Origin of the sequence: Burkholderia sp. Bp9004 (genome assembly GCF_003858025.1) — a bacterium.
GTDB classification, from domain to species: domain Bacteria; phylum Pseudomonadota; class Gammaproteobacteria; order Burkholderiales; family Burkholderiaceae; genus Burkholderia; species Burkholderia diffusa.
Map to the genome: position 1 here is coordinate 17,027 of NZ_QTQD01000035.1, position 13,785 is coordinate 30,811.

Here is a 13,785-nt window from a genome sequence, read left to right on the forward strand (position 1 = left end):
GGTAGCGCGAGTGACGCCATTGTGCGTGGCCGCATGGTCGCGAAAAAGCGGGTTCAAGGCGACGGATTGTTGCAACAGCAGAACAATCGTTGATCGCGCCCTGAAACCCGCTCGTGCATGCTCAGCCCTTCAGCCAGGCTTCCCGGGCCTTGTGCGCGGCAGCCGGCTTTGCGGCGGCCGTGAGCCGGTAGCGCGCGACTTCCGGCCCGTCGAGCTTCAGTTTTGCGGTCCGCAGCTCGTCACGGCGGAATGCGTGCACCTCGACCTTGTCGCCCGGGCGGTAGCGCGCGAGCAGCGTGTCGAGGTTCGTGCCGGTGACGCGCAGCCCGTCGAGCGCGATCAGCGTGTCGCCGGCCGACAGCCCCGCGCGATGCGCGCCACCGCCTTCGTATACCGCCGCCAGCGTGCAGTCCGCGCCGCCGCGCAGGCGCGCGCCGATCGTCGACTTCGCGGCCGCGCCCGGCGCGACTTCCGGCGCGAGCGTCACGCCGAACGGCGCGAGCAATTCGGCGAGCGGCAGGTCGCGCGTGCCGTGCACGGCGTCGGAGAACAGCCTGCCGAGCGCGACGCCCGTCGCTTCCTCGATCAGCGTCTCGACCTCGTTTTCCTCGACGCCAGCCTGCTTGCCACGATAGAACTCGCGTCCGTAGCGTTGCCACAGCAAGCGCATCACGTCGTCGAGCGACTTGCGATTGCGCGTCTGCGCGCGGATCGCGAGATCGAACGCGAGCGCGACGAGCGAACCCTTCGTGTAGTAGCTGACGATCGCATTGGTCGCGTTCTCGTCCTGGCGGTAGTACTTGATCCACGCGTCGAACGAGCTTTCCGCGACGCTCTGCTTCAGCCGCCCCGTGCCGCGCAGCACGCCGCCGATGGTACGCCCGAGCGCCGCGAAATATTCGTCCTGCGACATCAGCCCGCTGCGCACGAGCATCAGATCGTCGTAATACGAAGTGAAGCCCTCGAACAGCCACAACAGCGACGTGTAATTTTCGCGCGCGAGGTCATACGGCACGAACGCGGCGGGCTTGATGCGCTTCACGTTCCACGTATGGAAATACTCGTGGCTGCACAGGCCGAGGTACGTGCGATAGCCTTCCGTCGTGTCGGGCCGGCCCTTCACCGGCAGATCGGTGCGGTTGCAGATCAGCGCGGTCGACGCACGGTGCTCGAGGCCGCCGTAGCCGTCGCTGACCGCGAGCGTCATGAACACGTAGCGGTCCATCGGCGCCTTCTTCGACTTCGGCTCGAACAGCGCAATCTGCGCCTCGCACACGCGCTTCAGGTCGGCGCGCAGCCGCTCCATGTCGAGCTGCGTCACGCGCCCGGCGATCACGACGTCGTGCGGCACGCCGTGCGCGTCGAACGTCGCCAGCGCGAATTCGCCGATCGTCACCGGATGGTCGGTGAGTTCGTCGTAGTTCGATGCGCGGTACCCGCCGAACCCATAGCGCCGGGTGCCGCGTGCCTCGGGCAGCGACGTACCGACGCGCCACGTGCGGAATGCCGGGCCCGCCGGTTTCGCGATGTCGATCTCGCACGGCGCAGCCTCGTGGCCGGCGACGCTCAGGAACACGGCCGTGGCATTGAAGAAGCCGCCCGATTCGTCGAGATACGCGGAGCGGACCGACAGGTCCCACGCGTACACGTCGTAGCGCAGCGTCAGCGCGCCGTTCACCGGCGCGGCCTGCCACGTGTTCTTGTCGGTTTTCGCGATCCGCACCTTGCGGCCCGCGTCGTTGAACGCGGCGAGCGTCACGATGTTGCGCGCGAACTCGCGCACGAGGTAGCTGCCGGGAATCCACACCGGCAGCGAGAAGCGCTGGCCTTCGGGATCGGGATCGGCAACCGTCACCGACACTTCGAACAGGTGCGCGGCAAGATCTTTCGGGGTAATCGAATAACGGATCGGCTGGGTCATCGTGGGAATCGGACGAAAATCGGACGGAATACGGCAGCGGAAACGAAGAGAGGCGCCGGCTGATATCGCGGGCGCCCCTCGCTGGCCGGGCCATGCAGCCCGGGGTGTCGGTCAGTTTACTTGCTCGACGCGAGCGCCTGGTTCAGCTGGTCGGCCGACACCGCGCCCGGCAGGCGGCGGCCGTCGGGCAGGAAGATCGTCGGCGTGCCGGTGACGTTCATCCCGCGGCCGAGCGCGAGGTTCTTGTCGAGCGCGGTCGTATCGCAGGTGCCGGCGCCGGTCGGCACGCGATGGTCGAGCATCCAGCTCTGCCAGGTTTTCGCGCGGTCGGTCGCGCACCAGATCGCCTTCGACTTCGCGGTCGAATCGGGCGACAGTACCGGATACAGGAACGTGTAGACGGTCACGTTGTCGATCGACTGCAACGTCGTCTCGAGGCGCTTGCAGTACGGGCAGTTCGGATCGGAGAACACAGCGATCTTGCGTGCGCCGTTGCCCTTGACGACCTTGATCGCGTTCGCGAGCGGCAGGCTCGCGAAATCGATCTTGTTGAGGTCGGAAAGGCGCGCGTCGGTCAGGTTCTTGTGCGTCTTGGTGTCGACGAGATCGCCGAGCAGCACGTAGTCGCCGGCTGCATCGCTATAGATGATCTGCGTACCGAGGTTCACTTCGTACAGGCCCGCGACCGGAGATTTCGACACGCTCTTGATCGGCGCGTCGTTGCCGAGACGCGCTTGCAGCGTGGCTTTCAGCTTGTCGGTGGTCTGGTCGGCCTGCGCGGTGCAGCCGAGCGTCGCCATCGTGACGGCCATCGCCAGCGATGCGATGCGGATCGTTTTTTTCATCCTGTAGTTCCTTCAGCTCAATCGGAGTGCACGTCACAGTGTACGCCGTAACGGAACCCTGTCCGACAGGCCGAAGGCGCGAAGGTTCGATCAGCCGAGCGCGGCCGACACGAGCCAGCGCTTCACGAGCGGTTGCGCACCGACGAACGCCATGCCCGCGTTGCGCACCGCCTTCGCAAAGGAGCCAGGCACCGCGAACAGCCGCTGCAGCCCGTCGGTCGCGACCATCAACGCGCGGATGTCCTCGCGGCGCGAACGCTCGTAGCGGCGCAGCAGCACCGTATCGCCGAGGTTGCGGAAGCTCTCCTTGTTCGCGATCGCATCGGCGAGCGCCGCGACGTCGCGCAGCCCGAGGTTCATCCCTTGCCCCGCGAGCGGGTGGATCAGATGCGCGGCATCGCCGACGAGTGCGACACGCGGGGCGATCAGCTTGTCGACGGTCTGCAGCGCGAGCGGGAAGCCGGCCGCGGGCGTCACGCATTCGAGTGCCCCGACCTGACCGTGCGACACGCGCTCGACTTCGGCCGCGAGCTGCGCCGGATCGAGTGCGAGCAATTCGTCCGCGTGCGCGGTGTGCGCGGACCACACGAGCGATACGTGACCGTCCGGCAGCGGCAGCAACGCGATGATCTCGCCTTCGTGAAACCACTGGCAGGCCGTCTCGCGGTGCGGCAGCGATGCCTTGAAGTTCGCGACGACGCCGGTTTGCCGGTAGTCGCGCCGTTCGACCTTGGCCCCCATTTGCGAGCGCACCCACGAATGCGCGCCGTCGGCGCCGACGACGAGATCGGCTTCCAGCACCTGCCCCGACGACAGCGTGAGCACGGCCGCGTCGTCGTGCACGTCGAAGCCCTGCGCGCGCGCATCGAACCACGTGAGGTTCGGCTGGAACCGCAGCGCGGCATCGAGCGACGTCTCGATCAGCGACGATTCGGCGATCCAGGCCAGTTGCGGCACGGAGGCCTGGTACGCGGAGAAATGCAGTTCCGCGTGCGCATCGCCGTACACGCGCATGTCGTAGACCGGCGCGAGCCGGCCATGGTCGAGCGCCTGCCAGACTCGCAGCCGCTCCAGCAAGGCCTGCGAGCTGGACGACAGCGCGTAGATGCGCGTGTCGAACGCGAGATCGGCCGGGCGCGGCGTGGCCGGCTGGGCGAGCAAGGCGGTCTTGTAGCCGGACTGGGTCAGCGCGAGCGCGGCCGTCTTGCCGACGAGCCCGCCGCCGACCACGGCGACGTCGAAGGTGTGGTGGGCAGTCATGGCGGGCATTATAGCCGCGGGGCCAATCCCTTACGCGGCCGGACTTTGCGGGAAATCAGCATAATCGCGGGCCGGCCCGGCAGCGCGACGGCCCGCCGCATCGGGCATTCGGGGGAAGGCCGGAAACCGGGGCGTCGGCACGGTACAATAGCGCCTTTGAACGTCGGCCCGCCGCGCCCCACGCGCCGGCCGTCCCTATTTTCCCGCGCCGCCGTGCCCTGTCCGGCCGCGCCGCCTTACCCGTCCGAAGGATTCCATGAGTCTCAAATGCGGCATCGTCGGCTTGCCCAACGTCGGCAAGTCCACCCTGTTCAATGCACTGACCAAGGCCGGCATCGCCGCCGAGAACTACCCGTTCTGCACGATCGAACCGAACGTCGGCATCGTCGAGGTGCCGGACGCGCGCCTGAAGGCGCTCGCCGAGATCATCAACCCGGAGCGCATCGTGCCGGCCGTCGTCGAATTCGTCGACATCGCAGGCCTCGTCGCGGGCGCGAGCAAGGGTGAAGGCCTCGGCAACCAGTTCCTCGCGAACATCCGCGAAACCGATGCGATCACGCACGTCGTGCGCTGCTTCGAGGACGACAACGTCATCCACGTCGCGGGCAAGGTCAGCCCGATCGACGACATCGAAGTGATCAACACCGAACTCGCGCTCGCCGACCTCGGCACCGTCGAGAAGGCGCTCACCCGCTACTCGAAGGCCGCGAAGTCGGGCAACGACAAGGAAGCGGTGAAGCTCGCTGCGGTGCTCGAAAAGGTTCGCGCGCATCTCGACCAGGGCAAGGCCGTGCGCGGCCTGGATCTGTCGGACGACGAGCAGGCGCTGCTCAAGCCGTTCTGCCTGATCACGGCGAAGCCGGCGATGTACGTCGCGAACGTGAAGGACGACGGCTTCGAGAACAACCCTCATCTCGACGCAGTGCGCAAGTACGCGGAAAGCGAGAACTCGCCGGTCGTCGCGGTGTGCGCAGCGATCGAAGCGGAAATCGCCGATCTCGACGATGCGGACAAGGAAGCGTTCCTCGCCGACATGGGCATGGAAGAGCCGGGCCTCGACCGCGTGATCCGCGCGGGCTTCAAGCTGCTCGGCCTGCAGACCTACTTCACCGCGGGCGTGAAGGAAGTGCGCGCGTGGACGATCCATATTGGCGACACGGCACCGCAAGCGGCCGGCGTGATCCACACCGATTTCGAGCGCGGCTTCATTCGCGCACAGACGATCGCATTCGACGATTTCGTCGCGTACAAGGGCGAACAGGGTGCGAAGGAAGCCGGCAAGATGCGCGCGGAAGGGAAGGAATACGTCGTGCACGACGGCGATGTGATGAACTTCCTGTTCAACGTCTGATACGTGCAATGCCGATGCCGTGCGATACGCTCGGCATCGCCTGATGCGCATCCGGAACGAAAAGCAAATGGGCCGATTGGCAAATGCCAATCGGCCCATTTTTCATCCACGGACTTGCCCGTCGGCCAAAGACGAGCACCGCTGCCCGCCTTCGGATCGTCACGTCATCACGTCGCCGACACCCGCCGCCCAGCACCTGCTCGCGCATCACGACCGCGCTTGTTCAACCACGAAGCAAACAACACGAGCAGCGCGAGCACGGCCGTCGCCCCCACTTCCATCCGGTGTTCCTCGCTGACGAACATCACGGTCAGCGTGCCGCAGATGAACACGATCACCGCCCACGTGAGCCACGGGAACAGCCACATCCGCAGCGTCAGGTCGGCGCCGCTCGATTCGAGCGTCTTGCGCATCCGCAGCTGCGAAATCGCGATCACGAGATACACGAGCAGCGCGATCGCGCCCGACGTCGCCAGCAGGAAGCCGAATACCTGCTCCGGCATCAGGTAGTTCGCGATCACGGTCAGGAAACCGAATGCGGTCGATGCGAGCACGGCCGCACGCGGCGTGCCGGTCGAATCGGTGCTATGCAGGAACGCGGGCGCGTCCTTGCGCTTGGACAGCGAGAACAGCATCCGCGATGCGGTGTAGAGCGCGGAATTCAGGCAGCTCGCGACGGACACGAGCACGATCACGTCGATGATCGCCTTCGCGTTCGGAACCCCGATCAGTTCCATCGCGCGCTGATACGAGCCGTGCTTCGGCAGCAGCGGATCGTTCCACGGCACGATGGCCGCGACGACGAGGATCGAGCCGAGATAGAACAGCGTGATACGCCAGATGACGGAGTTCGTCGCACGCACGATCTGGCGTTGCGGGTTGTCCGACTCGGCGGCCGCGATCGTCACGATCTCGGTGCCGAGAAACGAGAACATCGTCGTCAGCATCGCCGCGAGCACCGCGCCGGCGCCGTTCGGCATGAAGCCCTGGTGCGCGAAGAGGTTCGACACGCCCGATACGGCCGGCGCGGGCACGATACCGACGATCGCCGCGCCGCCGATGCATAGGAACACGACGATCGCGATGACCTTGATCAGCGCGAACCAGAATTCGAATTCGCCGTAGTTCTTGACCGAGAAGAGGTTGGTGATCGTCAGCAGCAACGTGATGCCGAGCGCGAAGATCCAGGTCGCGACGCCGGGGAACCATGCATTGAGAATGGTCGCGGCGGCCGTCGCCTCGATCGGGATCACGAGCACCCAGAACCACCAGTACAGCCAGCCGATGGTGAAACCGGCCCAGTGGCCGATCGCGCGATCGGCATAGGTCGAGAACGAACCGCTGTCCGGATGCGCGACGGCCATCTCGCCGAGCATGCGCATCACCAGCACGACCAGGACGCCCGCGATCGCATACGCGAGGATCGAAGCCGGGCCGGCTTCCGCGATCGCGTGGCCGGAGCCAACGAACAAGCCGGCGCCGATGACGCCGGCAATCGACATCATCGTCACGTGACGCTGCTTCAGACCCGTGCCGAGGCCTGTCTTGCTTCCACTCATGTGTCTCTCTCCAAAAAACGGTTCCGATATGACCGGGTATCGCATGAAGGCGGCGCGGGATTTGTCGTTGTTGATCCGGCAGCCCGCCGCGCATGCGCGGCACGCGGGCAGGGAGCATGATCGAGCCTGTTCCGGTCGGTGCGCGCCGCGGTCTGCGAAGCTGCGGGTGCGATGCGGCACACGGGGCGCCGGCGCATCGCGTGCGCCCTTTCCGTCGGCTGTTGGTCAGCCGCCTTCGAAGCGAAGGAGTGTAAGCATCAAACGGTTCTTGACTAAGAACCAATTGAAGAATTTCGATGGAACCACTTGTTGCATCGATGCGAACCGATGCAACGCTTGGTCCGGTTCGGCGTCCGCTCATGAGCCGCCGGATCGGGAAACGCGCGGTGAGACATGCCGCCCGACATCGCAACGGACGCATTCCGTCAAGGTGGTTTGCGTGCCGCGCAGGCGCTGCGCCGGATGCTCAGGTCGCGCCGCCCGGCCCTGCGTCCCGCCATTTGGCCGGCACGATCGCGCGCCATTCTCGCAGAAGCAGGTTTTTCACGGCGTCAGGATGCGCGGCCGACAAGCGCACCAGCACGATCGGCCAGCCCGCATAGTGATCGGTCACGTAATACACGTCGGGCTCCGATTCGATCAGCCACGCGCGCTCGTCGGGGCCGACGCCCCGCACGACGAGCGTGTCGCCGTCCTCGCGCAGGCGCGCGAGCATCTTGCCCTTCACCCTGAGTGCGGGCGTGCCGTACGACTTGCCTTCCTCGACACCCCGCCATGCCAGCACGACCTGCCGAACTTCGTCGAATGTCACGATGCGCCTCCGCCCGTTGGTGATCGACGTCCCGGACACCGTAGCGGAAATCGAGGGTGGCGCCTAGCCGAGCAGCGTCTGGCCGCGCGCCCGGCGACACGCGTCTAGCGGCCCGCCGCGCACGCCGCCACCGGCGCGCGCCCCGTGGCGGCAACGATCGCAAACGCGATCGCATTCGCGGCCGCGCTGGCCAGGATCGGCACGAGATAGCCGCCGCCCGCGTCGTAGATGAAACCGGCGGCGGCAGGCCCGATCAGCGTGCCGAACGCGACGCTCGTGTACAGCATGCCGATGATCGCGCTCACGTTGCGGCCGCCGAAGTAGTCCATCACGACGGCCGGCAGCACGGCGACCCAGCCGCCGTAGAACACGCCGAACACGAGTGCGAACGCGGCCAGCGTCGCGACGCTTCCGGCACCGGCCCACGCCAAGAGCGCGGCCGCCATGCCTGCGAACATCGCGAGCAGCGACGCGCGGCGGCCGAAGCGGTCGGCGACGCCGCCGAGGAAGAAGCGCCCTGCCGTGCTGCCGACGCCGATCGCGCCGAGCAGCAGCACGGCCGTCGACTGCGCGACGCCGTGATCGAGCGCGTACGGCACGAGATGCACGAACGGCACGAACACGCCGAACGAGCAGACGAGGCATGCCGCATACAGGCTCGCGAACGGTCGCGACGTGACGGCTTCGCGCACGGTCGCGCCGGCGGGCACCGATGAAGTGGCACCGGGCTGCCCGTCGCGCGATTGCGCACGCGCCGCATCGCCGTCGGGCAGCAATCCGCGCCCGCGCGGATCGTTCTCGATCAGCAGCGACATGCCCGCGCCCACCACTACCGCGATCGCCGCGAGGGTGACGTACGCGCCGCGCCAGCCGACGTGCGCGATCAGCGCGGATGCGAGCGGCGGCATCACGAGCGTGCCGACGCCGATCCCCGCGACCGCGAGCCCCGACGCGAAGCCGCGCCGCCGCACGAACCAGCGTTGCACGGCGCCGACGGCCGGCACGTACGCGCAGCCGACGCCGAGGCCGACACCGAGCCCGTACGCGACATAGACCTGCAGCAGCGTATGCGCGGCACCGGCCGCCGCGAGACCCGCTGCCGTCAGCAACATGCCGGCGACGGCGAGCCGCCGCGAGCCGAAGCGATCGGCAAGCGGGCCGCTGACGATGCCGAAGCCGAAATACAGGAAGCCGGCCAGCGAGAACACGAGCGAGATCTGCCCGCGCGATGCCGCGAAATCACGCTGCAGCGATTCGACGAACGCGCTGAACGTGTACGCACTGCCGAAGCCGACGAACGTGACGGCGAACGCGGCCGCCACCACATACCAGCCGTAGAAGACGCGCGATGCGCGCAGGCTGCCCATGACGATCCTCCTTTCAGGTTCCGCCGGACGCCGCACGGCATCCGGATTGCCTCATGGATATAGTTGAACTATGTTGATCGCATCGACAGCGCAAAACCCGCTCACCACGGATACGATCCAATGCAACAACGGTACTCGTGCACGCTCGTCGCCTCAAACGATATTTCATCGGTCTTTCGCTTTAGAAAAACTCAATGATCCGTTCACGCCTTCCACCGCTCAACGCGTTGCGTGCGTTCGAGGCGGCCGCCCGCCACCTGTCGGTGAAATCGGCGGCCGAGGAGTTGTCGGTCACGCCGGGGGCGGTGAGCCAGATGATCCGCACGCTCGAGACGCATCTCGGCGTACAGCTGTTCGAGCGCGTGAATCGCGGCATCCTGCTGACCGCCGCGGGCCGCGACTACCTGCCGCCCGTGCGCAACGCGTTCAGGCAGATCGCCGACGCGTCGCAGCGTGTGTCGGGGGCCGCCGACAGCGGCGTGCTGACGGTGAGCGTCACACCCTTTTTTGCGTCCGCGTGGCTCGTGCCGCGCCTCGCGCAGTTCCGCGACGCGTGCCCGGACGTCGACCTGCAGATCGTCACGAGCCACGCGCTCGCCGATTTCTCGCGCGACGGCGTCGACGTCGCGATCCGCCACGGTCTCGGCCGCTACATCGGGCTATGCAGCGAACGGTTGCTCACCGTGGAGATCGTCGCGCTGGCGGCGCCGCCACTCGTCGCGCGGCTGGGCCTTCCGGCCACACCCGCCGACCTGGCCGGATGGCCGCATCTGCACGACGCCGAGCGCAAGGGCTGGCACATCTGGTTCGACGCGCAGCGAATCGCTGATTTCGGCCCGCCGCGCGGCCCCGCGTTCGACGATTCCGGCCTGTTGCTGCAGGCGATCCTCGCCGGCCAGGGCGCCGGCCTGCTGCCGGCGGCGATGGTGCGCGACGAGCTCGCGAGCGGCCGGCTCGTGCAGCTTGCCGACGTCGCCTGGCTCGACGATTTCGCGTACTACCTCGTCTATCCGCCGCATCATGCGGAACGCACGAAAGTCGCCGCGTTCCGCCGATGGATTCTCGAGGCCGCACAGGCCGACGGCGCGGCATCGATGACCGGCGCGGCGTAGCGTCGCTGCCCCTCAAGGCTGCGGCAACGATCTTCGGCCGATCGGCTAACATGCGGCCCGCACCCGACAACGACATCCGGAGAGCGACCATGCCTGCCCTGCTCCGCCGCATGACGCGCATCGCGACCCTGTCGGCCGCGCTGTTCGTCGCGTGTGCCGCCCTGCCGCCCGCGGCGCACGCGTATCGCGCGTCGCCCGGCTACGCTAACGAAGCCGACCTCGACCGGCACGACACGTACCGCAATCGCGACGGCGACACCGTCCATGCGCCGGCCCACTCGAAATCGGGCCGCGTGCCCGAGGGCGCGAGCGCGCGCTGTCGCGACGGCACGTACAGTTTCAGCCGCCATCGGCGCGGCACCTGCTCGGGGCACGGCGGCGTCGCCGCGTGGCTGTGAACGCGGGTCGGCCGGATGGCCTGCGCGGTGCCAGCGGCAGCCGGCGGCGAAGTACAATACGCGCTCGCGCCGCCAACCCGCGGCGACACCGCCGCGCCCCGCGCGGCACGCTCCGTACCGAATTTCCCGACGCCACGCACGCCCGCGAGCTGCGCGGCCGTCTTAACCTTTTCTGACTTTCACACCCGAATGGCCCAATACGTTTTCACGATGAACCGGGTCGGCAAGATCGTGCCGCCCAAGCGCCAGATCCTGAAGGACATCTCGCTGTCGTTCTTTCCCGGCGCGAAGATCGGCGTGCTCGGCCTGAACGGCTCGGGCAAGTCGACGCTGATCCGCATCATGGCGGGCGTCGACAAGGACATCGAAGGCGAAGCGACGCCGATGCCGAACCTGAACATCGGCTACCTGCCGCAGGAACCGCAGCTCGACCCGACGAAGACGGTGCGCGAAGCCGTCGAGGAAGGCCTTGGCGACCTGTTCCAGGCGAACAAGAAGCTCGAGGAAATCTACGCCGCGTATGCGGAACCGGACGCCGACTTCGACGCACTCGCGGCCGAGCAGGCGAAGTACGAAGCGATCCTCGCGTCGAGCGACGGCGGCAGCCCCGAGCAGCAGCTCGAAGTGGCCGCCGACGCGCTGCGCCTGCCGGCGTGGGACGCGAAGATCGAGCACCTGTCGGGCGGCGAAAAGCGCCGCGTCGCGCTGTGCAAGCTGCTGCTCGAGAAGCCGGACATGCTGCTGCTCGACGAACCGACCAACCACCTCGACGCCGAATCGGTCGACTGGCTCGAGCAGTTCCTGGTGCGTTTCCCGGGCACGGTCGTCGCCGTCACCCACGATCGCTACTTCCTCGACAACGCGGCCGAGTGGATTCTCGAACTCGACCGCGGCCACGGCATTCCGTGGAAGGGCAACTACAGCAGCTGGCTCGACCAGAAGGAAGAGCGCCTGAAGCAGGAAGAAGCGTCGGAATCGGCGCGCCAGAAGGCGATCAAGAAGGAACTGGAGTGGGTGCGCCAGAACCCGAAGGGTCGCCAGGCGAAATCGAAGGCGCGTATCGCGCGCTTCGAGGAGCTGAACAGCCAGGAATACCAGAAGCGCAACGAAACGCAGGAAATCTTCATTCCGGTCGGCGACCGCCTCGGCAATGAAGTGATCGAGTTCAAGAACGTCAGCAAGTCGTTCGGCGACCGCCTGCTGATCGACAACCTGAACTTCAAGATTCCGGCCGGCGCGATCGTCGGCATCATCGGCCCGAACGGCGCCGGCAAGTCGACGCTGTTCAAGATGCTGACCGGCAAGGAACAACCGGATTCGGGCGAAGTCGTGCTTGGCCCGACCGTGAAGCTCGCGTACGTCGACCAGAGCCGCGACGCGCTCGACGGCTCGAAGACGGTGTTCGAAGAAATCTCGGGCGGCGCCGACGTGCTGACGGTCGGCAAGTACGAAACGCCGTCGCGGGCGTACATCGGCCGCTTCAACTTCAAGGGTGGCGACCAGCAGAAGATCGTCGGCAACCTGTCCGGCGGCGAACGCGGCCGCCTGCACCTGGCGAAGACGCTGATCTCCGGCGGCAACGTGCTGCTGCTCGACGAACCGTCGAACGACCTCGACGTCGAAACGCTGCGCGCGCTGGAAGACGCGCTGCTCGAATTCGCGGGCTCCGTGATGGTGATCTCGCACGATCGCTGGTTCCTCGACCGGATCGCGACGCACATCCTTGCGTTCGAAGGCGATTCGCAGGTCACGTTCTTCGACGGCAACTACCAGGAATACGAAGCCGACAAGCGTGCGCGTCTCGGCGAGGAAGCCGCGAAGCCGAAGCGTCTGCGCTACAAGCCGATCAGCCGCTAAACGGAGCGGCCCGTGCACCCGGCCACGCGGAGCCGGATGCAGAAAGCGGCCGCTGCCGGCTCCGCAAAACGAAAAAGCGGGCTCGTGGCCCGCTTTTTTGCATTCGTCTGCCGTCGTCTGCCGGAAGACTACGCGAGCGCGCCCAGCTCGCGCAAACGCGCCTCGGTCGCGGCCGCGCTCGTGTGATGAATGCCGTGCCAGCCGAGCGCCGTCGCGGCCGCCGCGTTCTTCGCATTGTCGTCGATGAACACGAGTTCGTGCGGCGCGATGCCCGGCAGGAACGGATCGATCCGCGCATGCATTTCGCGGTAGATCGCCGGATCGGGTTTCACGAGTTTCACGCGGCCCGACACGACGATGTCCTTGAAGCGCCGCAGCACCGGGAAGTTGTCCCACGCATACGGAAACGTCTGCGCGGACCAGTTGGTCAGCCCGAAGAGCGGCATTCCCTGCGCGTCGAGCCGGTCGACGAGCGCGGCGCCTTCGTCGAGCACGCCGCCGATCATCTCGTGCCAGCGCGCGTAGAACGCGCGGATCAGCGCCTCGTGCGCCGGAAACTTCGCGACGAGCTCGCTCGTCCCTTCGTCGATCGTCTGCCCGCCGTCCTGGCGGATCACCCACTCCATCGCGCACACATGCGTGAGGAACCACCGGCGCTCGGCTTCGTCCGGAATCAGTTGCCGGTACAGATACTCGGGGCTCCAGTCGATCAGCACGCCGCCGAAATCGAACACCACCGCCTTGATCGTCATGCGAACTCCGCGGCGAGCACGTCGGCAAGCGGACGCGGCGTCACCGAATTGCCCGACAGCGTATTGTTTTCCCACACGAAGTGGTGATGCGCGACGATCTGTGCGGCCGACAGGTGCGTGCGCTCGTTCGTCGTGTGCAGGTCGGACACGACGGTCGTCCGATAGCCGAGCAGTGCCGCGCGGCGTGCAGCCGAATCGACACAGAACTCGGTCGCATAGCCGCAGATCAGCACCGAGCGGATGCCGTGGCCGTCGAGCTGCGCGGCGAGCGGCGTGTCGTGGAACGAATCGCTCATCTGCTTGCGGATGCGCCAGTCGGCACGACCGACGATCAGTTCCTCGTGCATTTCCCAGCCGGGCGTGCCGGGAACGATATCGTCGTCCGCGTCGCCGTCGTGCTGCACGAAGCACACGGGCGCGTTCGCCGCGCGCGCCGCCGCCGTCAGCCGGTTGATGCCCGACACGACGTCGTCGAGCCGGTACGCGGGCCGCGCCCGCTGCACCAGCCCGCGCTGCATGTCGATCACGATCACTGCGGTGTCTGCCATCGGT

Annotated in this window: 12 protein-coding genes; 4 read left to right on the forward strand and 8 right to left on the reverse strand. The window is 66.9% G+C overall.

Annotated elements, in window-relative coordinates; translation table 11 throughout:
• Positions 1-121: 121 nt before the first annotated feature.
• The 3 genes from DIE08_RS29235 to DIE08_RS29245 form a co-directional block, all read right to left on the reverse strand.
• Positions 122-1,921, reverse strand: coding sequence for a M61 family metallopeptidase (locus DIE08_RS29235; protein ID WP_124905059.1), 1,800 nt, complete (start codon positions 1,919-1,921; stop codon positions 122-124).
• A gap of 116 nt (positions 1,922-2,037) precedes the next feature.
• Positions 2,038-2,766 carry a DsbC family protein gene (locus DIE08_RS29240; protein ID WP_124629072.1) on the reverse strand — a complete coding sequence of 243 codons (729 nt, stop codon included), beginning with the start codon at positions 2,764-2,766 and terminating at the stop codon, positions 2,038-2,040.
• A gap of 90 nt (positions 2,767-2,856) precedes the next feature.
• Positions 2,857-4,035 (reverse strand): UbiH/UbiF family hydroxylase, encoded by a 1,179-nt coding sequence (locus DIE08_RS29245; RefSeq protein WP_059608049.1) that lies wholly within the window; start codon positions 4,033-4,035, stop codon positions 2,857-2,859.
• A 247-nt stretch (positions 4,036-4,282) separates the two neighbouring features.
• On the opposite strand from DIE08_RS29245, the gene ychF reads away from it, so the two are divergent.
• Positions 4,283-5,377 carry a redox-regulated ATPase YchF gene (gene ychF / locus DIE08_RS29250; RefSeq protein WP_059608048.1) on the forward strand — a complete coding sequence of 365 codons (1,095 nt, stop codon included), beginning with the start codon at positions 4,283-4,285 and terminating at the stop codon, positions 5,375-5,377.
• A 167-nt stretch (positions 5,378-5,544) separates the two neighbouring features.
• Here the strand turns inward: ychF and gabP are convergent, their stop codons facing one another.
• The 3 genes from gabP to DIE08_RS29265 all read right to left on the reverse strand — a co-directional run bounded on the left by gabP (position 5,545) and on the right by DIE08_RS29265 (position 9,114).
• On the reverse strand, positions 5,545-6,936 hold the full coding sequence (gene gabP / locus DIE08_RS29255; RefSeq protein WP_059600629.1) for a GABA permease: 1,392 nt from the start codon (positions 6,934-6,936) through the stop codon (positions 5,545-5,547).
• Between the two features lie 466 nt (positions 6,937-7,402).
• Positions 7,403-7,747 carry an MmcQ/YjbR family DNA-binding protein gene (locus DIE08_RS29260; RefSeq protein WP_059600634.1) on the reverse strand — a complete coding sequence of 115 codons (345 nt, stop codon included), beginning with the start codon at positions 7,745-7,747 and terminating at the stop codon, positions 7,403-7,405.
• Positions 7,748-7,851: 104 nt separating this feature from the next.
• Positions 7,852-9,114 carry an MFS transporter gene (locus DIE08_RS29265; RefSeq protein ID WP_124629074.1) on the reverse strand — a complete coding sequence of 421 codons (1,263 nt, stop codon included), beginning with the start codon at positions 9,112-9,114 and terminating at the stop codon, positions 7,852-7,854.
• A gap of 194 nt (positions 9,115-9,308) precedes the next feature.
• Between DIE08_RS29265 and gcvA the strand changes: the two genes are divergently transcribed.
• The 3 genes from gcvA to ettA all read left to right on the forward strand — a co-directional run bounded on the left by gcvA (position 9,309) and on the right by ettA (position 12,481).
• Complete coding sequence (gcvA, locus tag DIE08_RS29270; protein WP_124629076.1) at positions 9,309-10,226, forward strand: transcriptional regulator GcvA; 918 nt, start codon at positions 9,309-9,311, stop codon at positions 10,224-10,226.
• 89 nt (positions 10,227-10,315) lie between these two features.
• Complete coding sequence (locus DIE08_RS29275) at positions 10,316-10,624, forward strand: DUF3761 domain-containing protein (protein WP_059532727.1); 309 nt, start codon at positions 10,316-10,318, stop codon at positions 10,622-10,624.
• A 189-nt stretch (positions 10,625-10,813) separates the two neighbouring features.
• A complete protein-coding gene (gene ettA / locus DIE08_RS29280) occupies positions 10,814-12,481 on the forward strand; it encodes an energy-dependent translational throttle protein EttA (RefSeq protein WP_124905061.1) in 1,668 nt (555 codons plus the stop codon).
• A 128-nt stretch (positions 12,482-12,609) separates the two neighbouring features.
• Here the strand turns inward: ettA and DIE08_RS29285 are convergent, their stop codons facing one another.
• A complete protein-coding gene (locus DIE08_RS29285) occupies positions 12,610-13,233 on the reverse strand; it encodes an HAD family hydrolase (protein WP_059682193.1) in 624 nt (207 codons plus the stop codon).
• Positions 13,230-13,781, reverse strand: a complete 552-nt coding sequence (locus DIE08_RS29290) for a cysteine hydrolase family protein (protein ID WP_124629083.1) — start codon at positions 13,779-13,781, stop codon at positions 13,230-13,232. The genes DIE08_RS29285 and DIE08_RS29290 overlap by 4 nt, the downstream gene beginning before the upstream one ends.
• Between the last annotated feature and the right edge of the window lie 4 nt (positions 13,782-13,785).

Excerpts from the sequence above, each read along its gene's own strand:
- DIE08_RS29235 (WP_124905059.1), bottom strand. The coding sequence starts at position 1,921 with ATGACCCAGCCGATCCGTTATTCGATTACCCCGAAAGATCTTGCCGCG.
- DIE08_RS29245 (WP_059608049.1), bottom strand. The coding sequence starts at position 4,035 with ATGCCCGCCATGACTGCCCACCACACCTTCGACGTCGCCGTGGTCGGC.
- DIE08_RS29240 (WP_124629072.1), bottom strand. The coding sequence starts at position 2,766 with ATGAAAAAAACGATCCGCATCGCATCGCTGGCGATGGCCGTCACGATG.
- DIE08_RS29275 (WP_059532727.1), top strand. The coding sequence starts at position 10,316 with ATGCCTGCCCTGCTCCGCCGCATGACGCGCATCGCGACCCTGTCGGCC.
- DIE08_RS29285 (WP_059682193.1), bottom strand. The coding sequence starts at position 13,233 with ATGACGATCAAGGCGGTGGTGTTCGATTTCGGCGGCGTGCTGATCGAC.
- ettA (WP_124905061.1), top strand. The coding sequence starts at position 10,814 with ATGGCCCAATACGTTTTCACGATGAACCGGGTCGGCAAGATCGTGCCG.
- DIE08_RS29290 (WP_124629083.1), bottom strand. The coding sequence starts at position 13,781 with ATGGCAGACACCGCAGTGATCGTGATCGACATGCAGCGCGGGCTGGTG.
- DIE08_RS29265 (WP_124629074.1), bottom strand. The coding sequence starts at position 9,114 with ATGGGCAGCCTGCGCGCATCGCGCGTCTTCTACGGCTGGTATGTGGTG.
- gcvA (WP_124629076.1), top strand. The coding sequence starts at position 9,309 with ATGATCCGTTCACGCCTTCCACCGCTCAACGCGTTGCGTGCGTTCGAG.
- gabP (WP_059600629.1), bottom strand. The coding sequence starts at position 6,936 with ATGAGTGGAAGCAAGACAGGCCTCGGCACGGGTCTGAAGCAGCGTCAC.
- ychF (WP_059608048.1), top strand. The coding sequence starts at position 4,283 with ATGAGTCTCAAATGCGGCATCGTCGGCTTGCCCAACGTCGGCAAGTCC.